The following is a 22,084-nucleotide window of genomic DNA, read 5'->3' on the forward strand; positions in this document are numbered from 1 at the left end:
ACAGTTGCTGTGCCAGCACAAGTAGCCAAAATATAAGCACGTGAATATTCTTGACAATCGCCTTTAAATAAAATAAATAAGGGCGGTTAAGACTGTTCTATTATTATACATAATTTTTCAAAGAAATAAATGAGTTAGGAGATAACCATGGCAGTTCCAAAGCACAAGACCTCCAAATCCAAGGCGAGAAAACGTCGCACCCATTACAAAACCGAGGCCCCCAATGTCTCTGTCTGCCCCGAGTGCGGTGAGCCCAAGATGATGCACCAGGCGTGCCCCGACTGCGGAACCTACAAAGGCCGCAGCGTTCTGGCTGAAGACGAAGAGTAGCGATCACACGATGTGTCGAATCCGCACGTTGTCAGTTAAAGCGTGCAAGGCGCCACGTTTATTCCCTGGAGTGTAGGGTCCATGCCTGACACCAATCCACGCAGCATCGTTGTCACCGGAGGGTCCCGGGGCATAGGCCGAGCGGTCTGCCTCGAATTCGCCGGTCCCGATACCCGCATCTTTTTCAACTATGCGTCGTCCGAAGAGGCGGCAAGGCAGACCGAGTCCCTTGTCGCTGAAAAGGGCGGAACGGCCGTGGGCATCCGTGTGGATGTCACCTCCGAAGCGGAGGTATCCGCCTTTATAAAAAAGGTGGTGGACGACACCGGGCGCATGGATGTGCTGGTGAACAATGCCGGCGTCACGCGGGACGGCCTTCTGGTCCGCATGAAAGAGTCCGATTGGGAGACGGTGTGCGACACCAATCTCAAAGGGGCTTTTTTCTGCCTGAAAGCCGCGGCACGGCCCATGATGAAGCAGCGTTACGGCCGCATCATCAACATCACCTCCATGGTGGGAGTCACGGGCAATGCCGGCCAGGCCAACTACTGCGCCTCCAAGGCGGGGCTCATCGGCCTCACCCGTTCAGCGGCCCGCGAGCTGGCCTCCAGGCAAATCACGGTCAATGCCGTGGCACCGGGGTTCATCGATACCGACATGACCGCCACCCTTTCGGAGGAAGCCATCGGGTCTATCATCGACCAGATCCCCATGCAACGTACCGGCTCACCTTCCGAGGTGGCCGGTGTTGTGGCGTTTCTCGCCTCGGAGCGAGCCGCCTACATCACCGGGCAGGTACTCCATGTCAATGGGGGCATGTTCACATCATAACGACACAAGAGGTAGCGATGTCCGTAGAAGACAAAATCAAAAAAGTAGTCTCTGAAAAGCTGAAAGTCGAAGCCGGTGACGTGGTCCCTGACGCACATTTCGTCAACGACCTGGGAGCCGACTCCCTGGATCTCGTGGAGCTGATCATGTCCATGGAAGAGGTTTTCGATATCGAAATCTCCGACGATGAGGCTGAAGAGCTCGTTCGCGTCAAAGACGCCATCGAGTACATCGAAGCACGCGTGTAGCGTGCCGGCCGCAAGGCCGACGAGGGACTCTCCCCCTTGCGGGGAGAAGAGACAAAAAGACCATGACGATCAGGTTGACAGGGTGGGCCGTTCCCACCCTTCCTTGTATGTATAAGGTACGATGAGATCATGAGCAACGACACAACCCCGTATGAGACCGAAGTCATCATCGGATGCGACCACGCCGCCTATCCCTTGAAAGAGACCATAAAAATCTTTCTGGAAAGCAAAGGGGTAAAGGTAGTGGATGCGGGTTGCCACGGACCCGAGTCCGTCAACTATCCCGATTTTGCTAAAGAGGTGGCCGGCAAGGTCTCCGACGGGACACACCCGAAGGGCATCCTTCTGTGCGGTACCGGCCTCGGCATGTCCATGGCCGCCAACCGTTTCAAAGGTGTCCGTGCGGCCCTGGTAAGCGACGGTTTTTCCGCCCGCATGAGCCGCATGCACAACAACAGCAACATCCTGGTCATGGGCGCCCGCGTCATCGGCGAATCCCTGGCCCTGGACCTTGTCCGGATCTGGATGGAAACCCCCTTTGAGGGAGGACGTCACCTGGATCGTATCCAGATGTTTGAATCCTTCTGATCAACAAGGGAAAACTGCACGGCGACACCGCTTTTCTATGGGGAGCGAACCCTTGAGGGCAGGGGCCTGCACGGCGGGAGTCCTGACGATGGGGGGCGCAGGCGGTGAGAGCCTGAAAGCTGTGACCCGCGTCGAAAGTGACCTGCCGCTCTTTGTTAAGGGCACATTCCCGGCAAAGACCGCGGCCATGCCGTTGGTCCACCGCACACCCGTAGATGGCCAACCCACACCGGCCAGGCCGCAAGGCCCCTCGGCTGCGGTACCTTCAAAGCCATTCGACGTGGCGTCCTTCACCAACCGAAAACACGGCTGATAAGCCCAAACCCGGCTGACATGCCGAACACACGGCTGAAGAGGAAGCAAAGGTGAACCTGAAGTGTATTAGAGATGTGGACCCGGATATAGCCCTTGCCATTGAGAACGAGATCTCACGGCAAGAGAACAACCTCGAACTTATCGCATCGGAAAACGCGGTCAGCGCGCCGGTCATGGAGGCCATGGGCTCTCCCCTGACCAACAAGTATGCCGAGGGGTACCCCGGCAAGCGCTACTACGGCGGATGCGGTCACGTGGACACGGCCGAGGCCATCGCCATCGAGCGCGCCAAAGAGCTTTTCGGTGCGGCCTACGCCAACGTTCAGCCCCACTCCGGCTCCCAGGCCAACATGGCGGCCCTTTTCGGCATGCTTGAGCCCGGCGACACCGTCATGGGCATGGACCTCGCCCACGGCGGCCACCTTACCCACGGCAGCCCCGCCAGCTTCTCCGGCAAGCTGTTCGACTTTGTCCACTACGGCGTGGAAAAAGAGACCGGCATGATCGACCTCGATCATGTGGAAGCCACGGCCCGGGAGTGCAAGCCCAAGCTCATCATCGTGGGGGCCAGTGCCTACCCGAGGACCCTCGACTTCGAAGCCTTTGCCGCCATTGCCAAGCGCACCGGCGCCGCCCTGATGGTGGACATGGCGCACATTGCCGGCCTGGTTGCCGGTGGCGTCCACCCCAACCCCGTCCCCTATGCGGACGTGGTCACCTCCACCACCCACAAGACCTTAAGGGGTCCCAGGGGCGGCCTGATCCTTTCGGGTAAAGACCTTACCAGCGTCATGAACAAGCAGATCTTCCCCGGTATCCAGGGAGGACCCCTCATGCACGTCATCGCAGCCAAGGCCATCGCCTTCAAGGAAGCGGCCACCGACGAATTCAAGGCCTACCAGGCCCAGATCGTCAAAAACGCTGCCGTCCTGGCCGATGCCCTCATGGAAAACGGCTTCGACCTCGTCTCCGGCGGGACCGACAACCACCTCATGCTCCTGGACCTCACCCGCATGGACATCACGGGCAAAGAGGCCGAAGAGACCCTGGACCGCGCCGGCATCACCGCCAACAAGAACGTGGTTCCCTTCGACACCCGCAGCCCCTTTGTCACCAGTGGTATCCGCATCGGCACCCCGGTGCTCACCACCCGCGGCATGAAGGAGGCGGAGATGAAGCAGGTGGCCGGTTTCATGGCCAAGGCCCTGACGAACAAAGACAACCCCTCTGCCATTGAAACGATTCGACACGAGGTGAAGGCCCTTTGCGAGGCCTTCCCTCTGTTTACTGCCTAACGGGTCATCGACACCGACCCTGTTGCCCGAACGGATGGCCCGGTCACACGCACCGGGCCATCCGACCGCCAAGGAGCCGCCCACATGGAACCGGAACAGACACGCCCCTCATGGGCCCAGTACTTCATGGACATCACCGAGCTGGTGGCCAAGCGCTCCACCTGCACGCGCCGTGCGGTGGGAGCCATCCTTGTCAAAGACAAGCGGATTCTGGCCACGGGCTACAACGGTGCCCCCAGCGGGGTTCGCCACTGCGCCGAAACCGGCTGCCTGCGAGAGCAGCTGGGCGTCCCCTCCGGAGAGCGCCATGAGCTCTGCCGCGGTGTCCACGCGGAACAAAATGCCATTGTCCAGGCCGCCCACTACGGGGTCTCCATCAACGGCGCCACCCTCTTCTGCACCAACCTGCCCTGCTCCATCTGCGCCAAACTGCTCATCAACGCAGGGGTAAAGAAGATCGTGTACCAGTCGGGCTATGCCGACGCGATTTCCGAAGAGATGCTCAGCGAAGCAGGTGTTGAAGTGATTCAGGTCCCCTGAACCGGAGTGTAGGCAATCAGACCACTGTCACAAGGAGAACGCCATGAAATGCCCCTACTGCGCCGAAGACAACACAAAAGTCGTGGACTCACGGGACACCAAGGATAAAAACGAGATCCGGAGGCGCCGGGAGTGCCTCGCCTGCGGCCGGCGCTTCACCACCTATGAACACGTGGAAAAACTCCCGGTGATGATCGTTAAAAAAGACGGCCGACGGGAAGAGTTCAACCGAAGCAAGGTGGCCTCGGGCCTTTACCGGGCCTGCGAGAAACTGGATATCAGCGTCAACGTCATCGACGCCTATCTGGACGAGCTGGAACGGGACCTTCGGGAGACCGGAGAAAAGGAGATCCCCTCCCAGAAAATCGGCGAGAAGGTGATGATCTGGCTCCACGGCAAGAACGACATCGCCTATGTCCGATTCGCCTCGGTCTACAGAGAGTTCAAAGACGTCAACGACTTCGTCATGGAGCTCAAAGGGCTTCTTTCGAAAGAGACGCAATAACAAAACGGCCTTCGGCGGCCAGGGGATGATCCCCTTGACCCCAGGATGCAAATGCTCCCGACCTTCGTTCCTCAGGTCCTTCACATTTGCTGACGGGCAGCGCCCGTTAAAAACGCCTGAGGTCATTCGGCCCCCAACGGCAGTCCGAAAGGCGATCTTGACACGAAGCCACAAAATCCATAAATCGGCCCATAGATTTTTTAAAACCTGTTTATCAAACACAGCTCATAAAATGGGCAAAAGTTTGGCCCCCGGCAGGGCCGCCGGAGGCGTTTTTTAATATAAAAGGGGAGAGCCATGGAGGCTCAGGAGTACATGGAGATGGCCCTTGCCTTAGCGGCACGGGGCATCGGATGGACCTCCCCCAACCCCGCGGTCGGGGCTGTGGTGGTCAACAACGGACGGGTGGTGGGACGCGGCTGGCACAAGGCCTGCGGAGGCCCCCATGCCGAGGTCTTTGCCATTGATGAGGCAGGCGACCGGGCCGAAGGGGGCGACATCTATGTCACCTTAGAGCCCTGCAATCACACCGGCAAGACCCCGCCCTGCACTGAAAAAATCTTAAACGCCGGGATCCGGCGTGTCTTCATCGCCATGGAAGACCCCAACCCCGTAGCCTCAGGCGGCATTGCGCGCCTCAGGTCCCAGGGGGTCGAGGTAACCTGCGGCATCCTCCGCGAGAAAGCCCTTGCCATAAACGAAGGCTTCATCAAGCACGTCCAAACGGGCCTCCCCTTTGTCATCGCCAAGAGCGCCGCCACCCTGGACGGGCGCACCGCCGCCTCCACGGGCCACTCCCAGTGGATCACCGGTGAAAAATCCAGGCGCCACGTCCACGAACTCCGACACGCAGTGGACGCCATCCTGGTGGGCATCGGCACGGTCAAAGCCGACAACCCCTCCCTCACCTGCCGCCTGGAATCCGGCGGAAAAGATCCTGTCCGCATTGTCCTCGACAGCCATCTCACCATCGACGAGCAGGCGAAGGTATTGCAGCTCAAATCCGATTCTGATACAATAATCGTTTGCGGTAAGATTCCACCTGAAAAGAGCGAAACCGCCCGGAAAAAGGCGCGCCTCACGGCCGCCGGAGCGCGGGTCCTTGAGGTTCCCTTAAAGGACAACCACGTGGATCTTGACCGACTCATGGCAATTCTGGGAGAAGAGAAGATCCAGAGCATCCTCCTCGAAGGGGGGGCCACGCTTCTCAAATCCGCCCTGGACGCGAAGATCGTGGACAAGTTCCGCATCTACATCGCGCCCAAGCTCCTCACCGGAGACGACGGGTTTCCCGTCACGGCGGGCCGAGGGCCCCTCTCCATGGACGAGGCCCTGACCCTTTCCCGGGTTGCTGTTCGACACTTTGACAATGATGTAATGATCGAGGGCTACCTGTAGGGCGCCAGCCGCCCCTTGCGCTGATGGACGTGCCTGCTGCACGCCGCGCCAGGAACAGCTTTCTTGATAAAAGGCGATGAGGTATGTTCACCGGAATTATTGAAGGATTCGGCACCATCAGGGACATCCGCCCCACAGGCCAGGGGTCCCGCTTTGCCATCGAGGCAGACTTTCCCCTCGACCACGTCAAGATCGGGGACAGCATCGCTGTGAACGGCTCCTGCCTCACCGCCGTGGTTCTGGACGGCCGTCGTTTTGAAGTGGACGTCGCCCCCGAGACCATTCGTCGCACCGTCTTTTCCACCATCCATGTCGGCACCCGCGTTAACCTGGAACGGGCCCTGCGCCTCTCCGATCGCCTGGACGGCCACATCGTCTCCGGCCACGTGGACGGCGTCGGTACCATTGTCAGCAAAGAGCGCCAGGCCAACGCCGTCATTGTCACCATCGCCGTGGAAAAGCACCTCTCCCGCTACATGATCGAAAAAGGATCCGTGGCCGTCGACGGCATCAGCCTTACCATCAATGCCATCACCGACACCACCTTCACCCTGAGCATCATCCCCCACACCGCAGAGATCACCAGCATCGGCCAGAAACCGCCGGGGTCCATCGTCAACATCGAAACCGACCTGGTGGGCAAATACATCGAAAAATTTCTCATGACGCCCAAGGCCGAACAGGAGCCCAAGGCCTCACCCATCGATATGGCCTTTCTGGCGGACAAGGGGTTTCTTTAAGCCATAGACGCGAGAAAAAGAGGCCGATGCGGGCCTCTTTGATATAGAGTGCAAGAGGAGTAAGAGGAGTCTGATATGCCCGTTATATCCATTGAAGAAGCCATTGAAGAGATTCGTTCAGGTCGCATGGTCATCCTGGCCGATGACGAGGACCGCGAAAACGAAGGAGACCTGACCATGGCCGCCGAGGCGGTCACTCCCGAGGCCATCAACTTCATGGCCAAATACGGACGGGGGCTCATCTGCCTGCCCATGTCCTCTCAGATGTGCGACCACCTGGAGCTTCCCATGATGGTGGACGACAACACCAGCCAGTTCGGCACCGGGTTCACTGTCTCCATCGAAGCCAGGGAAGGGGTCACCACCGGTATCTCCGCCGCCGACCGTGCCACCACCATCCTCACCGCGGTGGCCGACGAAACCACGGCGGCCGACATTGCCCGACCGGGCCACATCTTCCCCTTGCGCGCCCGGGACGGTGGGGTCATGGTCCGTGTAGGACAGACCGAAGGGTCCGTGGACCTGTCACGCCTGGCCGGCCTGAAGCCGGCGGCCGTCATCTGTGAGATCATGGATGACGACGGCACCATGGCCCGCATGCCCTCCCTGGAAGAGTTCAGCAAGGAGCACGGCATCGGCATCTGCACCGTGGCGGACCTGGTGGAGTACCGCATGAAAAAAGAGTCCTTTGTCAAAAGGGCCGCCGAGACCATTATCCCCACCTCCTTCGGAGGCGACTTCAAGATCATCGCCTATGAAAACGACCTGGACAACCTGACCCACATCGCCATGGTCAAAGGGGAGATCAACCCGGAGGAGCCCGTCCTCGTGCGCGTGCACTCCGAGTGCATGACCGGCGACATCTTCGGTTCCATGAAATGCGACTGCGGCGACCAGCTCCAGCGCGCCATGGCCCGTATCAACGACGAAGGCTCAGGGGTCATCCTCTACCTTCGCCAGGAGGGGCGCGGCATCGGCCTGGTCAACAAGCTGAAGGCCTACGAACTCCAGCGCCAGGGCTACGACACCGTGGAGGCCAACGAAAAGCTGGGCTTCAAGGCAGACCTGAGGGATTACGGCATCGGGGCCCAGATGCTCGCCGACATCGGCGTGCGCAAGATGCGCCTCATGACCAACAACCCCAAGAAGATGGTCGGCCTGCAGGGATACGGGCTCTCCGTTGTGGAACAGGTGCCCATTGAGGTGCACACCAACGTCTACAACCAGGGCTACCTGACCTGCAAAAAACTGAAAATGGGCCACACCCTGAACATCGAACCAAAGAAAGACTCCCACAACATGTAGGGAGCAGGCCCCAGAGACAATAAACCCGGAGCGGCCGGCCCGCCGGTCGCTTCCGTTTTCACATTTTTGACTGAACCTTCAAGGGAAAGGGACTCACCATGCCCAATATCATCCAGTCCAACCTGATTTCCGAAGGCAAAAAATTTGCCATCGTCGTGAGCCGCTTCAACGACTTTATTACTGAACGCCTTGTGGGCGGTGCAGTAGATGCCCTCACGCGAAGCGGCACGCATGACGCCGACATCGACATCATCAAAGTCCCCGGAGCGTACGAAATCCCCCTGCTGGCTAAAAAAGCCGTGCAGACCGAAAAGTACGACGCCGTCATCTGTCTGGGTGCCGTCATCCGCGGGGCCACTCCCCACTTCGACTACGTCTGTGCCGAAGTGTCCAAAGGCGTGGCCCACGTCAGCCTGGAAGCCAACATCCCCGTGATCTTCGGGGTCGTCACCACCGATACCATCGAGCAGGCCATTGAGCGTGCAGGCACCAAAGCCGGCAACAAAGGATTTGACTGCGCCCTGGCTGCCATCGAAATGGCCAACCTCATGACCGTCATGGATGAAGGACAGAAGTAAATGGGAGTAAGACGAGGCGCACGGGAGCTTGCATTGCAGGCTCTCTTTTTTGCGGATATACAGCCCCATGCCCGCCACACAGCGGTGGAGCTCTTTCGTGGCCATTACATCACCGACGAGGCGTGTCTGCCCTTTTTCGATACGCTCACCCTCGGTGTCCTGGACCACCTTGAAGAGATCGACGCCGCCATCGCAAGCCGATCCAAGAACTGGAAGGTCTACCGCATGTCTTCCGTGGATCGAAACGCTTTGCGAGTCGGGGTGTTTGAGATCATGTTCCTTGAAGATGTCCCGGACAAGGTAGCCATCAACGAGGCCATTGAGATCGGCAAACACTTTGGAACCGCAGAGTCGGGCGCCTTTATCAACGGTATCCTCGATGCCGTGTCCGCTGACAACAGCTAAATTCTTAGGAGGACCCGACCTTGCTGATCACAGACCTTGTTGTGGGACCCATCGGTGCCAACTGCATCATCCTCGGGTGTGAAACCACCCGCGAAGCGGTCGTCATTGATCCCGGCGACGACGCCTCACGCATCTTAAAGGCCCTGGCCGATGAAAAGCTCACCGTGAAAGCCATCATCAATACCCACGGGCACTTTGACCATGTGGGGGCCAACAAGCGCCTGAAAGAAGCCACGGGCGCAGATCTCATGATCCATGAAGCCGACGCATCCATGCTCCAGGAGCTGTCCGTCACGGCCATGGCCTTCGGCCTCAGGGCGGAAAACTCGCCCCCCGCCGATCGCCTCCTGGCCGACGGGGACACCGTCACCTTCGGCAACAAGACCCTGGCGGTCCTCCACACACCGGGCCATACCCCCGGCGGGATCACCCTGTACTGCAAAGAGGAGAAGACGGCCTTCTCCGGGGACACCCTCTTCTACGGCTCCATCGGAAGAACCGATCTCCCCGGCGGAAACTACGCCACCCTCATCTCCAGCATCAAGGAGCAGCTCTTTTCCCTGCCCGATGACACCGTGGTCTACACGGGCCACGGCCCCAAAACCACCATCGGCACCGAAAAGCAGTACAACCCCTTTCTCAAGTAAGAAAGGGGCGGGCTAAACGCCCGGGCCCTGATAAAAATCAAAACGGGCCGTTTTCCATCCTCTTCCGGATGGGAAACGGCCCGTTTTTTTTACGTCGTCGCAGCGTAAGCGAAGGCACAACGATGAGCCCAAATGGCCCACGTTGCCTCCGGCGGCCCTGCCGGGGGCCAAGCCGGGGGCCAAGCCTTTGCAAAGTTCAGTAAACAGCTATTTGACACGATGCCTTCACCATGCCTTGAACGAAGGGGAAAACGCATTTGCAACCCGCTTTCAAGGTGGCACACCTTGCCGCCGGAGGCTTTCTTCCATGCACTTTACCCCTCCTCCTCCGCCACAGAGCCGGGACCGGCCAGGGGCCGGAAGCTCTTTTTGGAGGCCTGACAGAACGGGCAGGCCCAGTCGTCAGGCAGGTCTTTAAACGCGGTGCCGGGCGGGGTGTTTGTTTTGGGCTCCCCCTTGTCGGGGTCGTACACATAGCCACAGTTGTGGACCTGGCATTGATACATGTCTTTGGGCAAGGCCATGGAAGTACCTCCTGAAAGAATTAAATGGACGTAACTATCCAGCTTATGCCTCAGGCGGCCCTGCCGGGGGCTAAACTTTTAAAAAGTTTAACAAACAGGTCTTAAAAATCCTTCCTGCATGAATCCCGTTTTAAAGGCGGATGTGATTTTCCCCGAGGAACGAGGGGCAAAGCGTATCCGCAACCTGCTTTCAAGGTGGCACACCTTGCCGCCGGAGGCAGCTTTTCGGAGCTGAACAGTGACAAATGGACATCTGCACCGTTAAAAATATGGCGCAGCGGCTCGGTACAACGGATAAACAATACGGCAACCACGGAGACAGCCTACCAAGTTTTTTGATATTATTCCAATATGTTTTACCCTTACCTGCCGACATTCCGGTCCCTTAAAAAAACGCGCCCAGCTGGCAGGCCCGGATCTTGACCCCCGTCTTCTCGCAGGCCCCGGCCAAGAGGGCCCTGGAGAGCCCGTCCTCTTTGGCCTTGGCAAAAATCTCCGAACAGGTGATGTGGCCATGTGCCTCGGCACGATCCGCCATCCAGTCCGCCACCTCGCCGGAGATGGTCTCGGGCATCTGAATCCGTTTCTGCTTTCCGGGTCCGTACCCGAAGAGCCCGAGCTGGCAGGACTCGATACGGATCCCCTGCTCATCAAGGCATGTTCCGGCTTCCCCCGGCGTCACGCCACAGCGAAAGGCCGTGGACAGGGCGAGGGCACAGCTGATGCGCCCCTGCCGTGCAGCCCCTTTCAACTCCTTGATTACCTCGTCTTTTGACACTGCCATTGCGTCACCTCCCCGTGCACGGATCTTTCCTTCGTTGATTTACCCCAAGCCCCATGAAACGGGCCTTTTCCCTGCCTCATTTCCCTTGCCATGGGCTGTGCTGTTCTGATACTCTTTTCCAACATTTATCATGACGGTTCCCGCCAGAAACAATGCATTCCGCTCATCCCGACCGGCAGGTGGTATCCACGCACCGATGGTGCCCGTTGTGCCCATCTGTAGGGTGCATAAACCGCCCCGTCGCCCAAGGGATGTTTGCCTGTTTCTTCCGGGCCGTTATGATTACAAGGGACTCGGAACCACTGCATGGATCGCGACCCGCGGCACAGGCCGTCTCAGCGCACACGCGCCCGACAGCTCCCTGGCGGGCAACACGCCAGCCGTGTGAATCAAGTGATCTGTTTGTTACATTTCCGGGTGCCTGACTCCCAGACATGCATCAAGGCGGGACAGAACCATCTGGTTCACCCCATCCCCGTCTGATACAATAGCAGCTGGAAGGCGCTTTCGCCAAGCCCCTCGGTAAGGAGCCGGTATGATCTCATCCCGGCCACCGTAGCGGCCCCCATCCTGCCGAAGCCCGCATGGCGCCGGCCCGGCACCGGCCCCTTCCAGCGAAAGAGATAAAACGATGTCCCTGGTTCAGACACGAAAAAAGACCCGAACCCTCCGTGTCGGAGGGGTGCCCGTGGGAGGTGACGCCCCCATCTCGGTGCAGTCCATGACCAACACCCGCACCGAAGACGTTGCCGCCACCGTGGCCCAGATCCACCGCCTGGAAGAGGTGGGATGCGAGATCGTCCGGGTGGCGGTACCCGGAATGGAGGCGGCCGAAGCCATCGCCGCCATCAAAAAAGAGATCACCATTCCCCTGATCGCCGACATCCACTTCGACCATCGGCTGGCCATTGCCGCTGCCGAGCACGGAGCCGATGCCCTGCGGATCAACCCCGGCAACATCGGCAGCCGGGAAAAGGTCATCAAGGTGGTCTCCTGCGCCAAAGAGCGCGGCCTGCCCATCCGTATCGGCGTCAATGCCGGCTCCCTCTCCCAGGAGATCCTGGACCGGTTCGACGGGGTTACCCCCGAGGCCATGGTGGCAAGCGCCATGGAGAACATCCGGATCCTGGAAGAGCTCGACTTTTTCGATATCAAAATCTCCCTCAAGGCCTCGGACGTTACCCGGACCGTGGAAGCCTACCGCCTCCTCTCCGGCCAGGTGGACTACCCCCTGCACGTAGGGGTTACCGAGGCGGGTTCCCTCTTCCCCGGGGTGGTAAAATCCTCCATCGGCATCGGCATGCTCCTTGCCGAGGGCATCGGGGACACCATCCGAGTCTCCCTCACCCGGGACCCCGTGGAAGAGATCCGCGTGGGCCAGGAGATCCTAAAATCCCTCGAGCTCCGGCGCTTCGGCCCGGAGATCGTCTCCTGCCCCACCTGCGGCCGCTGCAACATCGACCTGTTCTCCATTGTGGAGCAGGTGGAACAGGCCCTTCTGGGACGCAAAACCCCGGTGAAGATCGCCATCATGGGATGCGTGGTCAACGGCCCCGGAGAGGCCCGGGAAGCAGACATCGGCGTGGCAGGGGGCCACGGCATCGGAATTCTGTTCGAAAAGGGGAAGGTGGTCAAAAAATTCCCCGAAGATCAGCTGGTGGAGGTGCTCCTGGCCGCCATCGATGCCTTTGAAAAAAAATAATGCCTCCGGCGGCCCTGCCGGGGGCTATACTTTTAAAAAGTGTAACAAACAGGTCTTAAAAAGGCTTCTTGAATAAATTCTACTTTAAAGGCGGATGTGATTTGCATTCGCAACCCGCTTTCAAGGTGGCACACCTTGCCGCCGAAGGCTGTTTTTTTTGAGCTGAATAGTTACCATCATTTTTGGTTATGGGCGCACGTCGCCACACCAACACACAAGAGCTGTTTGCCAAACCCGGCTCAACTATCTGGCAAAAACAGCGCCTTAAAGAAACCGATCACGGCCCGCATTGAAAAACCGGCCGCTATACGCATGAGGACGACAATGGCAAAAAAGGTACAGACAGCGATTACCCCCACCCGAACCGACGACTACCCCCAGTGGTACCAGCAGGTGGTCAAGGCCTCCGACATGGCTGAAAGCTCCCCTGTGCGCGGCTGCATGGTGATCAAACCCTGGGGCTACGCCCTGTGGGAGAACATCCAGAAATCCATGGACGCCATGTTCAAGAAGACCGGCGTCAAAAACGCCTACTTTCCCCTCTTCATCCCTTTAAGCTTCCTTGAAAAAGAAGCGGAACACGTGGAAGGGTTTGCCAAGGAGTGCGCCGTGGTGACCCACCACCGCCTCGAAGCAGGCCCCGAAGGCGGCCTGGTGCCCGCCGGAAAGCTCGCCGAGCCCCTCATCGTGCGCCCCACCTCCGAGACCATCATCGGGGACTCCTTTGCCAAGTGGATCTCAAGCTACCGGGACCTGCCCGTCCTCATCAACCAGTGGGCCAACGTCGTCCGCTGGGAGATGCGAACCCGAACCTTCCTTCGCACCAGCGAATTCCTCTGGCAGGAGGGGCACACGGCCCACGCCACCTCGGAAGAAGCGTTTTCCCGCACCGAGCAGATGCTGGAAGTCTACGCAAACTTTGCCGAAGAGTACCTCGCCATGCCCGTGATCCGGGGGCGAAAATCCGACTCCGAGCGGTTCCCCGGTGCCGTGGATACCCTCTGCATTGAGGCCATGATGCAGGACCGAAAGGCCCTCCAGGCCGGTACCTCCCATTTTCTCGGCCAGAACTTCGCCAAAAGCTCCGGCATCACCTTCCAGAGCGCCGACGAAAAAGAGGAGCACGCCTGGACCACCTCCTGGGGCACCTCCACCCGCCTCATCGGCGGGATGATCATGACCCACGGAGACGACGACGGCGTCATCATGCCCCCCCGCATCGCCCCCGCCCACATCGTGCTCCTGCCCATCTTCCGCAAGCCCGAAGAGAAAGAGGCGGTCCTTGCCTACACCCGGAAGCTCGCCGAAGAGCTCTCCCAGGTCACCTACCACGGCCGCGCCATCGAGGTGGAAGTGGACGAACGGGAGATCGGCGGTGCCAGGGGCTGGGACTGGATCAAGAAGGGGATTCCCGTGCGTGCCGAGATCGGCCCCCGGGACATGAACGAAGACTCGGTCTTCATGGCCCGACGCGACCTCTCCCCCAGGGAGAAACGCGGCGTCAAGCGCGAAGAGCTTTTGGCTACCCTGCCGGCCATCCTGGACGAGATCCAGCAGAGCCTTTTTGACCGGGCCCTGGCTTACAGGGAGGAGAACACCCGCCCCATCGACGACAAAGAGGCCTTCTACGCCTGGTTCACCGCGGAAAATGAAGACAAGCCCGAAATCCACGGTGGCTTTGCCCTCTCCCACTGGTGCGGAGACGGCGCCTGCGAAGAGAAGATCAAAACCGACCTTAAAGTCACCATCCGATGCATCCCCTTTGAAGGGGAGGAAGAGGAAGGCACCTGCATCTGCTGCGGCAAGCCCAGCAAAAAGCGGGTTGTCTTCGCCAAGGCCTATTAATACTTTTTGAAAGCATAGGACTTGTTAACAGCGGTGAATGTGGTCGAGATTCTTTATTTCAAGACCTGTTTGTTAAACTTTTTGGTAACTATTCAGCTTGCCTCCGGCGGGTCGCTTTTTTGAAAAAAAGCTCCGCAAAAAACTTTTCGAATGTGAAAAAGTGGAAATTATTTCGGCGGAGCCTGGAAAGGCTTGCTTAAGGCCTGTTTGCCAAACTTTTTAAAAGGTTGGCCCCCGGCAGGGCCGCCGGAGGCAACATTCATCTGAACAGTTCCGTTTTCTTACAGAAAAACCACCGGGCGCCCCATGGCGCCCCCATCGACAACCTTTAGATATGGCCCCGTAGCGGCCACGTGGTGAGGCAGCAGTACCGATGATCCGTATTAACGATATCCTGGACAGAATCATAGAAATCCATCCCGATGCCGACCTGGACATCGTGGAACGGGCGTACATCTTTTCCGCACGCGTCCACGACGGCCAGACCCGCCTGTCCGGAGAGCCCTACCTCACCCACCCCCTGGAAGTGGCCTACATCCTGGCCGACATGAAACTCGACGTGGAGAGCGTGGCAGCCGCCCTGCTCCACGACGTCGTTGAGGACACCCACGCCACGGAAGAGGAGATCGCCCAGTACTTCGGCACCGGAGTGTGCCATATCGTGGCCGGCGTGACCAAACTCAGCAAGCTCAGCTTCGCCACCTCCCAGCAGCGCCAGGCCGAGAGCATCCGAAAGATGATCCTGGCCATGGCCAACGACATCCGGGTCATCCTCATCAAGCTGGCCGACCGCCTGCACAACATGCGCACCCTGAAGTTCCACAAAAAAGAGGAGAAAAAGAAGCAGATCGCCAAGGAGACCATGGACCTTTATGTGCCCATCGCCTCCCGTCTGGGCATCTACTGGCTCAAACAGGAGCTGGAGGACATGGCCTTTGACACCCTGCTCCCCGATGAATACAAAAAAATCCGGGAGCAGGTGAAAGACGATCAGCTGGCCCAGGAAGAGATGGTGGCCACCACCAAGAAGCGCATCCGCGAGCTCATGGAAGATGCGGGCCTCCACGGCCAGGTCATGGGCCGTTACAAGCAGCTCTACAGCATCTACCACAAAATGATCTCCCAGCAGCTCTCCTTCGACGAGATCTACGACCTCGTGGCCTTCCGCATCATCCTCGACACCATCCCCCAGTGCTACACGGCCCTGGGCATCATCCACAGCACCTGGAGCCCCATCGCCGGAAAATTCAAAGACTACATCGGCGTGCCCAAGCCCAACATGTACCAGTCCCTCCACACCACGGTGGTGGGTCCGGGGGGCCACCGCATCGAGGTGCAGATCCGCACCAAGGAGATGGACAAGGTCGCCAAATCGGGCATTGCCGCCCACTGGTCCTACAAAGAGGGGAAGGTCGCCGACGAAAAGTTAGGGGAGGCCTACGCCTGGGTACAGGATCTGGTGGAGAACCAGGAAAATGTCAAAAACCCGGGCGAGTTCATGGAAAACGTCCGCATCGATCTTTTCCAGGACGAGGTGTACGTCTTCAGCCCCAAGGGAGAGATAAAGACCCTTCCCAAGGGCGCCACCCCCATCGATTTTGCCTACGCCATCCACACCGAGGTGGGCAATCAGTGCAGCGGCGCCAAGGTCAACGGCCGCCTGGTCTCCCTCACCTACGAGCTCCAGACCGGAGATGCCGTAGAAATCATCATCACCAAGGGCAACACCCCCAGCAAAGACTGGATCGGCTTTGTAAAAACCGTCAAGGCCCGCTCCAGGATCCGCCACTTTATCCGCTCCGACGAAAAAGAGCACAGCGTGGCCCTGGGCAAGGACCTCCTGGAAAAAGAGTTCCGAAAGCACAGCCTCAACTTCAACAAGCTCTCGGCCACCCCGGAGATGGAAGAGGCCTCCACCGCCTTCGGCTACAAAGGGGTCTCCTCCCTCATCGAAAATGTGGGCTACGGAAAGGTCACGCCCCGGCAGGTGGTCAACCGGTTCCTGCCCCAGGAGGATAAACAGCCCAAGCACGAACCCTCCCTTTTCCACCGCCTCATGGGTCGGTCACGGAAAAAGAAAGAGGGAGATGCCGTCATCGTCAAGGGCATCGACAACATCCTCATCCGCCTGGGCAAATGCTGCAACCCCGTGCCGGGCGACGAAATCACCGGCTACGTCACCCAGGGCCAGGGCATCACCATTCATCGCAGCAACTGCACCAACGCCCTCACCCTGAGCCCGGAACGCTGCGTGGATGTCACCTGGGCCAATGAAACCCAGGAGAGCCTTCCCGTCAGCATCCTGGTCCGCTCCCAGGACCAGGTGGGCCTGCTGGCCAAAATCACCTCGGCCATCAGCGACAGCCAGGCCAACATCGTGGATCTTGTCATGAGCCGCCAGGAACAGGGTGGTTACGAGTGCACCTTTACCTTGAATGTCAGCAACACCGACCAGATCAAAAAAGTCATCCAGAACATCAAGCGCATCCGCTCCGTACGGGAGGTGCGCCGCATCGGTGATTGATGCGCCTTGCAGGCGGCAGGGATCGGGCTCGTCATGCCCCCCTGCCGCACCCCACCCCCCTCACTTACCCCACCATGGGCAGGGTCTCCTGCCGCGACTCCCCAGTATCCTCAAAACGGCTTGAAACACCCACAAAACGGTCTTCACAGGCAACAAAGGCATCCACCACATCCGGATCAAAGTGGGTGCCCCGCCCCTCAAGGATAATCCGGCGCGCCTCACCGTGGTCACAGGCATCCTTATAAACCCGCCTGGATCGCAGGGCGTCGTAGACATCGGCCAGGGCCATGAGCCTCGCCGAAAGGGGAATACCGCAGCCCGACAGCCCCCGGGGATACCCGCTGCCGTCCCACTTTTCATGGTGCCCCCCGGCAATCTCCCTGGCGCAGCTGAGAAACGAGGTGTCCGCTCCGGGACCCATCTTGAACTCCGCCCGCCGGATGGCTTCCTCTCCCCTCAGGGTGTGAAGCTTCATGACTGAAAACTCTTCCTCTGTAAGGGGACCGGGCTTCAGGAGAATGGCATCCGGTACCCCCACCTTTCCAATGTCGTGGAGGGGGGCGGTCTTGTACAGGAGGTCAATGGCCGAAGGGGTCAGCACGTCCCGATACCCGGGAACTTCCGCCAGGGTCTCGGCAAGGAGCTTCACGTAGTGCTGGGTCCGCCGAATGTGGGAGCCGGTTTCGTTGTCCCGGGTTTCCGCCAGGGAGGCCATGCTGTTGATGATGACATCCCGGAGCTTCTCCACCATGAGATTCTGGGCCTGCAGCCCGTCAATCATCCGATTGGTGTAGCTGGCGATGACCCCCAGCTCGTTGTTGAAGGCCACAGGCACCCGGGTATTAAAATTTCCGGCGGCCACGGCGCTTAAGGTTCGCGTCTCCTCGTCAAGAAACAAGTGTATGTTCCGGGCGTAGGTCATCACGATATTGGCCGTGTAGCCCATGAGCATGGTGATGACAAATACCTGGTTGAAAAACACCGCTTTTTTATAGCTTGCCAGCGCCTCCATGCTTTGGCCGGTGAGCCAGTAAAAATCATTGAAAATCACAATGCCCAGGGTCACCGTCACAGCCACAAGGGAACTGACCGTCACCAGCACCAGCTTTCTGGACACCGATACAAAATGCCCCGTCATGGTAAACAGCCCGCGCCCCAGGGTCAAAGCCAGCCGCCGGTTATGAATCAATGCCAGATCCGTCCCGATAAAAAAGCCCAGGCTCATAAAACCGGTGGAGAGCTCAATGGCACTTCGCATTCCGCCACCGTACCAGCTGTCACCCTGCATGCTGATGACAACCCCCGCCCCCCCCAGAAGCACCACATCCAGAAAAAAGAGCCCTGCCACCTGCCATCGGGGCGGCGTCCGTTGAAACACAAACCGGCTGAGCCCGGCCCTGGCCCCGCGCGCAAAGACCAGCACGGTGCCGACGATAAAAAGCCACGCCACCACCGGCATGGAATGAACCATGGGGCAGATCCCCGCACCGTATCCCCCCATCACCACAAGAACCAGGAGATAATGGACCGTCGCCCGCAGGTCGTGCTCAAGGCCTTCGGTAACTGTGTTGTAACGCATAAAAACCATACTCCAAGGGGTTCATAGAGGTCCAAAGCACACATCACGATTCGCGTTTGGCAAACGCCGGCACCACCTCCTGACGGACACGCCAAGGCGCATCGCGCGGACGGGTCAGGGAACAATCACGGCACATGCCTGAGGTGTGATATACCTGCTGATTCAGCCTGTCAATACGCGTTGACAAATAACAGAACAACCGGTCTTTAAAAGGGCGAAAAAATCAGAACACACCTGAATTTCAACGAACTATGCCCGCCCCCTCAGATCCCCCGACAGCGCTGCCCCGGGAACATCCCGGCAAAGGACCGATGATAAAACGCGACGAAATGCCGTTACAGCTCGCGTGTCCCTTCGCACAAAAAAAACGCCTTCGGCGTTCACCGAAGGCGTTTCTCATTACATCGTATGACTAAAATGGGGATCAGGCCACGTCAAGCCCCTGTTGCTCCATCAGCGCAAGGCCGTACTCAATGGAGACGGCATAGCTGATCTGGGTATCGTACCCGGAAAGCCTACTGCCCCGGGCAAAATCCCCCCCGTCTTCAACCGGGGAAAAACGCCCGATGACCACGCCGACGACCCGGCCGTCATCGGCATTGACCAGGGGGCCACCGGCCACGCCGTCGTAGACCATGGCGTCGAAGAGCAAAAGCCGTGTCCCGTTTCTGGACCGCACCTTGGAACTTAAAATTGCACTCTGGGCCACGAGGTTGTGCATTTCGTCGTGCCCGAAGGGAAAGCCCAGGCTGAGCAGGCTGGTCCCCATGCTCAGGTTCGCCGTAGTCCCTCCCAAGTGATCCGGGGTCCGGATACGCAGGTTTCGGTCGATTTCGAGCAACGCGGCGTTGTGGACCGTGTCCACGGCCGAGACGGTGACGCTCATGGCCGATACCCGGTCCAGGCTGATGGGCATGAAATCGTCCGGGTTGCTTGTGGGAACCACCATCAACCCTTCGGGATCGTCTCCGATAAGATGGGATGCCGTAAGCAAATACCCGTCATCGTGCATGAGAAAGGCTGTTCCGAGGAACACCACGGCGCTCTCTTTCTTCCGCACCAGCATCATGCACCCGCCTGCAAATTTCTGACTCACATCCTGTAGCATCTCATGTCCTCCTTTGCAGATCAGGCGCTTTTCTTGCGTCCAAAAATCACATGGGGCGCCTCGGCCCCTTCAATCTCAAACTCTTCGGTTTTCTTTTTCCCTGTTTTTACGCTGAAGGTCTGAATCCCTATGTACTCATTGAGCCCTTTTTTCAGGCTCACACACATGATGATCAACACAACACCAAAGGGCAGCCCCGTGGTGATCACCGCGGACTGCAGGGCGGCCAGGCCGCCGCAGAGAAGCAGGGTCGCAGCCACCACCCCTTCCAGGACAGCCCAGAAAAGGCGCTGGGGAATGGGAGGATCCGGGTTGCCGCCGGCGGTAATGATGTCGATAACCATGGAACCGGAGTCCGAAGACGTGACAAAAAAGCTCACCACCACCAGAATCCCCAGCAGGCAGGAAACGTTGGAAAAAGGAAAATTCTCAAGAAGCACAAACAAAGAGACCGGTACGTTCTTGGCCACAACCTCGGCGATACCGCCGCCGCCGAACATCTCGATGAACAGCGCGGAGTTGCCGAACACCGTCAGCCAGACAAAGGTGACAAAGGCCGGGACGCAGAGGACGCCCATGATAAACTCCCGAACGGTACGCCCCTTGGACACCCGGGCAATAAACATCCCCACAAAAGGAGACCAGGCAATCCACCACCCCCAGTAAAACACGGTCCAGCCGTTCTGCCAGTTGGTGTTCTCAAAGGTTTCGCTCCAGGTGGCCAGCCTGGGGAATTCCTGGATATAGGATCCGATGTTTTCGAGCAGGCCGTTGAAAATAAAGAGGGTGGGCCCGCACACCAGGACAAACAGCAGCAGCCCCGTGGCCAGCCAGACGTTAAGTTCCGAGAGCCTTCGAATACCCGAGTCCAGACCTTTGACCACGGAGGTCGTGGCAATGGCCGTGATCCCTGCGATGAGCCAAAGCTGGGTGGTGGCGCTCTGCTCCCACCCGAAGAGGTGTGCCAGCCCGGCGTTTATCTGCTGCACCCCGAACCCAAGGGACGTGGCCACACCGAAAAGGGTGGCCACCGTGGCCAGGATGTCTATGACATTGCCCCAGAAGCCGTGGATTCGCTCACCGAGAAGGGGATAAAACACCGCACGAATGGACAGGGGAAGCCCCTTGTTGAAGCTGAAAAAGGCCAGGGCCAGCCCCACGATGGAGTACACCGCCCAGGGATGGAATCCCCAATGGAGAAACGTAATGGCCATGGCGGTTCGGGCCGCTTCCGTGTTCCCCGCCGCAGGAAACGGGCTGGCGCCGAAGTGATACATGGGCTCTGCCACCCCGTAAAAGAGAAGGCCGATGCCCATGCCCGCTGAAAAAAGCATGGCAAACCAGCTCATGGTGCTGAAGTCCGGCTCGGCGTCTTCCCCTCCCAGGCGGATGTCGCCGTATCGGCTGAACATCAGGTAGAGTGCAAAAAAGAGAATGATGTTCATGGTCCAGACAAAGAACCAGCCGGCGTTGGACGAAATAGCGGCCTGGAGCGGACCAAAAAAATCGCCGACCTTCTGATGAAAAAAGATGGTGAACACCACAAAGCCAACGATAATGGCGGCCGAGGTGAAAAATACCTGGGGATGGACATCGAAACGGGGGGACGCACCCGAAGGCTCCGAAGAGGGAGCGGAGGGGTCCTGGGAGCTTAACTCACTGTCTGTCATAAAAAAAATCCACTGAGAGTTTCAAGACAACCCGAAGTGGCGATGGAAAGCCTGACCGTCGACCCGTGTGACACGGGCCGTTGAAACATCATGAAGCCCTGCAGCACACCCGAAGAAACCAGGCTCATAGTCCTGATTTCTTCGGGTGTTGCCGCCGGAAAGCTGCCGTACGGGCCCCATGCAAAATATGCCTGCAGATCCTTCTCGCCTCTCCGGAACAACCGGAATCCGCCCCACGGCACAAGGACAACCTCGCCGGGGGCCGAGAAAACATGCGGGATGATCACTCACTTCATACCTTACACGAGCAGCAGACTACCCGAAATTTAAAATACTAAGAAAGCAATAAAGCAACAATTTGTTTTCAAATAACTTTTCAAAACCTTGTCGCATCTAAAAAGCGCAACAAAGTCAGTCATCTCGCAAAAACCGGAACAGGCTAACATAAATATACCGACTTTAAAACCCTTGTAATTATGATGCTAACAGCGCCCCGTTCCCGCACCATTCTAAAGACATACGCCCATCAAGGGGTTCTCGTACCACCCATAACCCACTGTTTCACAAATTTAAATTTTCGCACAACTGGACATTTAAAACAGGAGCATTCCTAATATTAGATG

21 protein-coding genes are annotated in these 22,084 nt (G+C 58.5%); 16 read left to right on the top strand and 5 right to left on the bottom strand.

Going from position 1 to position 22,084, the window contains the following annotated elements:
* Positions 1–147: 147 nt before the first annotated feature.
* The 13 genes from rpmF to BLQ12_RS15365 all read left to right on the top strand — a co-directional run bounded on the left by rpmF (position 148) and on the right by BLQ12_RS15365 (position 9,725).
* Positions 148–330: a 50S ribosomal protein L32 gene (rpmF, locus tag BLQ12_RS15300; RefSeq protein ID WP_092211579.1), complete on the top strand. Its 183-nt coding sequence runs from the start codon at positions 148–150 to the stop codon at positions 328–330.
* Between the two features lie 81 nt (positions 331–411).
* Positions 412–1,161 (top strand): 3-oxoacyl-[acyl-carrier-protein] reductase, encoded by a 750-nt coding sequence (gene fabG, locus BLQ12_RS15305; RefSeq protein ID WP_092211581.1) that lies wholly within the window; start codon positions 412–414, stop codon positions 1,159–1,161.
* A 17-nt stretch (positions 1,162–1,178) separates the two neighbouring features.
* The gene (acpP, locus tag BLQ12_RS15310; protein WP_092211583.1) at positions 1,179–1,409 is read left to right on the top strand and encodes an acyl carrier protein; all 231 of its coding nucleotides are present in this window, start codon (positions 1,179–1,181) and stop codon (positions 1,407–1,409) included.
* A gap of 129 nt (positions 1,410–1,538) precedes the next feature.
* Positions 1,539–1,997, top strand: a complete 459-nt coding sequence (rpiB, locus tag BLQ12_RS15315; RefSeq protein WP_092211584.1) for a ribose 5-phosphate isomerase B — start codon at positions 1,539–1,541, stop codon at positions 1,995–1,997.
* Positions 1,998–2,362: 365 nt separating this feature from the next.
* Entirely contained in the window at positions 2,363–3,607 is a 1,245-nt protein-coding gene (gene glyA / locus BLQ12_RS15325) for a serine hydroxymethyltransferase (RefSeq protein ID WP_092211590.1), read from the top strand.
* Between the two features lie 84 nt (positions 3,608–3,691).
* Complete coding sequence (locus tag BLQ12_RS15330) at positions 3,692–4,147, top strand: deoxycytidylate deaminase (protein WP_092211593.1); 456 nt, start codon at positions 3,692–3,694, stop codon at positions 4,145–4,147.
* 43 nt (positions 4,148–4,190) lie between these two features.
* Positions 4,191–4,652 (top strand): transcriptional regulator NrdR, encoded by a 462-nt coding sequence (gene nrdR / locus BLQ12_RS15335; RefSeq protein ID WP_092211596.1) that lies wholly within the window; start codon positions 4,191–4,193, stop codon positions 4,650–4,652.
* Between the two features lie 297 nt (positions 4,653–4,949).
* Entirely contained in the window at positions 4,950–6,050 is a 1,101-nt protein-coding gene (gene ribD / locus BLQ12_RS15340; RefSeq protein ID WP_092211599.1) for a bifunctional diaminohydroxyphosphoribosylaminopyrimidine deaminase/5-amino-6-(5-phosphoribosylamino)uracil reductase RibD, read from the top strand.
* 83 nt (positions 6,051–6,133) lie between these two features.
* The gene (locus tag BLQ12_RS15345; protein ID WP_092211602.1) at positions 6,134–6,790 is read left to right on the top strand and encodes a riboflavin synthase; all 657 of its coding nucleotides are present in this window, start codon (positions 6,134–6,136) and stop codon (positions 6,788–6,790) included.
* Between the two features lie 75 nt (positions 6,791–6,865).
* A complete protein-coding gene (locus tag BLQ12_RS15350) occupies positions 6,866–8,095 on the top strand; it encodes a bifunctional 3,4-dihydroxy-2-butanone-4-phosphate synthase/GTP cyclohydrolase II (RefSeq protein WP_092211605.1) in 1,230 nt (409 codons plus the stop codon).
* 98 nt (positions 8,096–8,193) lie between these two features.
* Complete coding sequence (gene ribH, locus BLQ12_RS15355) at positions 8,194–8,673, top strand: 6,7-dimethyl-8-ribityllumazine synthase (protein WP_092211608.1); 480 nt, start codon at positions 8,194–8,196, stop codon at positions 8,671–8,673.
* Positions 8,674–9,078 carry a transcription antitermination factor NusB gene (nusB, locus tag BLQ12_RS15360; protein ID WP_092211610.1) on the top strand — a complete coding sequence of 135 codons (405 nt, stop codon included), beginning with the start codon at positions 8,674–8,676 and terminating at the stop codon, positions 9,076–9,078.
* Positions 9,079–9,098: 20 nt separating this feature from the next.
* Complete coding sequence (locus tag BLQ12_RS15365) at positions 9,099–9,725, top strand: MBL fold metallo-hydrolase (protein WP_092211612.1); 627 nt, start codon at positions 9,099–9,101, stop codon at positions 9,723–9,725.
* Between the two features lie 314 nt (positions 9,726–10,039).
* Here the strand turns inward: BLQ12_RS15365 and BLQ12_RS15370 are convergent, their stop codons facing one another.
* Positions 10,040–10,249, bottom strand: coding sequence for a rubredoxin (locus BLQ12_RS15370; protein WP_092211613.1), 210 nt, complete (start codon positions 10,247–10,249; stop codon positions 10,040–10,042).
* A gap of 385 nt (positions 10,250–10,634) precedes the next feature.
* A complete protein-coding gene (locus BLQ12_RS15375; RefSeq protein WP_092211615.1) occupies positions 10,635–11,033 on the bottom strand; it encodes a hypothetical protein in 399 nt (132 codons plus the stop codon).
* A gap of 631 nt (positions 11,034–11,664) precedes the next feature.
* Between BLQ12_RS15375 and ispG the strand changes: the two genes are divergently transcribed.
* The 3 genes from ispG to BLQ12_RS15390 all read left to right on the top strand — a co-directional run bounded on the left by ispG (position 11,665) and on the right by BLQ12_RS15390 (position 17,104).
* Complete coding sequence (ispG, locus tag BLQ12_RS15380) at positions 11,665–12,735, top strand: flavodoxin-dependent (E)-4-hydroxy-3-methylbut-2-enyl-diphosphate synthase (RefSeq protein WP_092211617.1); 1,071 nt, start codon at positions 11,665–11,667, stop codon at positions 12,733–12,735.
* Positions 12,736–13,059: 324 nt separating this feature from the next.
* Positions 13,060–14,580 (top strand): proline--tRNA ligase, encoded by a 1,521-nt coding sequence (proS, locus tag BLQ12_RS15385; RefSeq protein WP_092211619.1) that lies wholly within the window; start codon positions 13,060–13,062, stop codon positions 14,578–14,580.
* A 373-nt stretch (positions 14,581–14,953) separates the two neighbouring features.
* Positions 14,954–17,104 carry a RelA/SpoT family protein gene (locus BLQ12_RS15390; RefSeq protein ID WP_092211621.1) on the top strand — a complete coding sequence of 717 codons (2,151 nt, stop codon included), beginning with the start codon at positions 14,954–14,956 and terminating at the stop codon, positions 17,102–17,104.
* Between the two features lie 64 nt (positions 17,105–17,168).
* Here the strand turns inward: BLQ12_RS15390 and BLQ12_RS15395 are convergent, their stop codons facing one another.
* The 3 genes from BLQ12_RS15395 to BLQ12_RS15405 form a co-directional block, all read right to left on the bottom strand.
* Positions 17,169–18,683 (bottom strand): HD domain-containing phosphohydrolase, encoded by a 1,515-nt coding sequence (locus BLQ12_RS15395; RefSeq protein WP_175469848.1) that lies wholly within the window; start codon positions 18,681–18,683, stop codon positions 17,169–17,171.
* A 424-nt stretch (positions 18,684–19,107) separates the two neighbouring features.
* Positions 19,108–19,791 (bottom strand): S1 family peptidase, encoded by a 684-nt coding sequence (locus BLQ12_RS15400; protein ID WP_092211625.1) that lies wholly within the window; start codon positions 19,789–19,791, stop codon positions 19,108–19,110.
* A gap of 20 nt (positions 19,792–19,811) precedes the next feature.
* Positions 19,812–21,461 carry a BCCT family transporter gene (locus BLQ12_RS15405; RefSeq protein WP_092211627.1) on the bottom strand — a complete coding sequence of 550 codons (1,650 nt, stop codon included), beginning with the start codon at positions 21,459–21,461 and terminating at the stop codon, positions 19,812–19,814.
* Positions 21,462–22,084 lie beyond the last annotated feature (623 nt).

This window comes from Desulfoluna spongiiphila, assembly GCF_900101345.1.
In the GTDB taxonomy this organism is placed as follows: Bacteria; Desulfobacterota; Desulfobacteria; order Desulfobacterales; family Desulfolunaceae; genus Desulfoluna; species Desulfoluna spongiiphila.

Excerpts from the sequence above, each read along its gene's own strand:
- rpiB (WP_092211584.1), top strand. The coding sequence starts at position 1,539 with ATGAGCAACGACACAACCCCGTATGAGACCGAAGTCATCATCGGATGC.
- BLQ12_RS15400 (WP_092211625.1), bottom strand. The coding sequence starts at position 19,791 with ATGCTACAGGATGTGAGTCAGAAATTTGCAGGCGGGTGCATGATGCTG.
- BLQ12_RS15375 (WP_092211615.1), bottom strand. The coding sequence starts at position 11,033 with ATGGCAGTGTCAAAAGACGAGGTAATCAAGGAGTTGAAAGGGGCTGCA.
- BLQ12_RS15345 (WP_092211602.1), top strand. The coding sequence starts at position 6,134 with ATGTTCACCGGAATTATTGAAGGATTCGGCACCATCAGGGACATCCGC.
- BLQ12_RS15330 (WP_092211593.1), top strand. The coding sequence starts at position 3,692 with ATGGAACCGGAACAGACACGCCCCTCATGGGCCCAGTACTTCATGGAC.
- ribH (WP_092211608.1), top strand. The coding sequence starts at position 8,194 with ATGCCCAATATCATCCAGTCCAACCTGATTTCCGAAGGCAAAAAATTT.
- ribD (WP_092211599.1), top strand. The coding sequence starts at position 4,950 with ATGGAGGCTCAGGAGTACATGGAGATGGCCCTTGCCTTAGCGGCACGG.
- BLQ12_RS15350 (WP_092211605.1), top strand. The coding sequence starts at position 6,866 with ATGCCCGTTATATCCATTGAAGAAGCCATTGAAGAGATTCGTTCAGGT.
- proS (WP_092211619.1), top strand. The coding sequence starts at position 13,060 with ATGGCAAAAAAGGTACAGACAGCGATTACCCCCACCCGAACCGACGAC.
- acpP (WP_092211583.1), top strand. The coding sequence starts at position 1,179 with ATGTCCGTAGAAGACAAAATCAAAAAAGTAGTCTCTGAAAAGCTGAAA.
- fabG (WP_092211581.1), top strand. The coding sequence starts at position 412 with ATGCCTGACACCAATCCACGCAGCATCGTTGTCACCGGAGGGTCCCGG.
- BLQ12_RS15405 (WP_092211627.1), bottom strand. The coding sequence starts at position 21,461 with ATGACAGACAGTGAGTTAAGCTCCCAGGACCCCTCCGCTCCCTCTTCG.
- BLQ12_RS15390 (WP_092211621.1), top strand. The coding sequence starts at position 14,954 with ATGATCCGTATTAACGATATCCTGGACAGAATCATAGAAATCCATCCC.
- BLQ12_RS15370 (WP_092211613.1), bottom strand. The coding sequence starts at position 10,249 with ATGGCCTTGCCCAAAGACATGTATCAATGCCAGGTCCACAACTGTGGC.
- BLQ12_RS15395 (WP_175469848.1), bottom strand. The coding sequence starts at position 18,683 with ATGCGTTACAACACAGTTACCGAAGGCCTTGAGCACGACCTGCGGGCG.
- rpmF (WP_092211579.1), top strand. The coding sequence starts at position 148 with ATGGCAGTTCCAAAGCACAAGACCTCCAAATCCAAGGCGAGAAAACGT.
- nusB (WP_092211610.1), top strand. The coding sequence starts at position 8,674 with ATGGGAGTAAGACGAGGCGCACGGGAGCTTGCATTGCAGGCTCTCTTT.
- ispG (WP_092211617.1), top strand. The coding sequence starts at position 11,665 with ATGTCCCTGGTTCAGACACGAAAAAAGACCCGAACCCTCCGTGTCGGA.
- nrdR (WP_092211596.1), top strand. The coding sequence starts at position 4,191 with ATGAAATGCCCCTACTGCGCCGAAGACAACACAAAAGTCGTGGACTCA.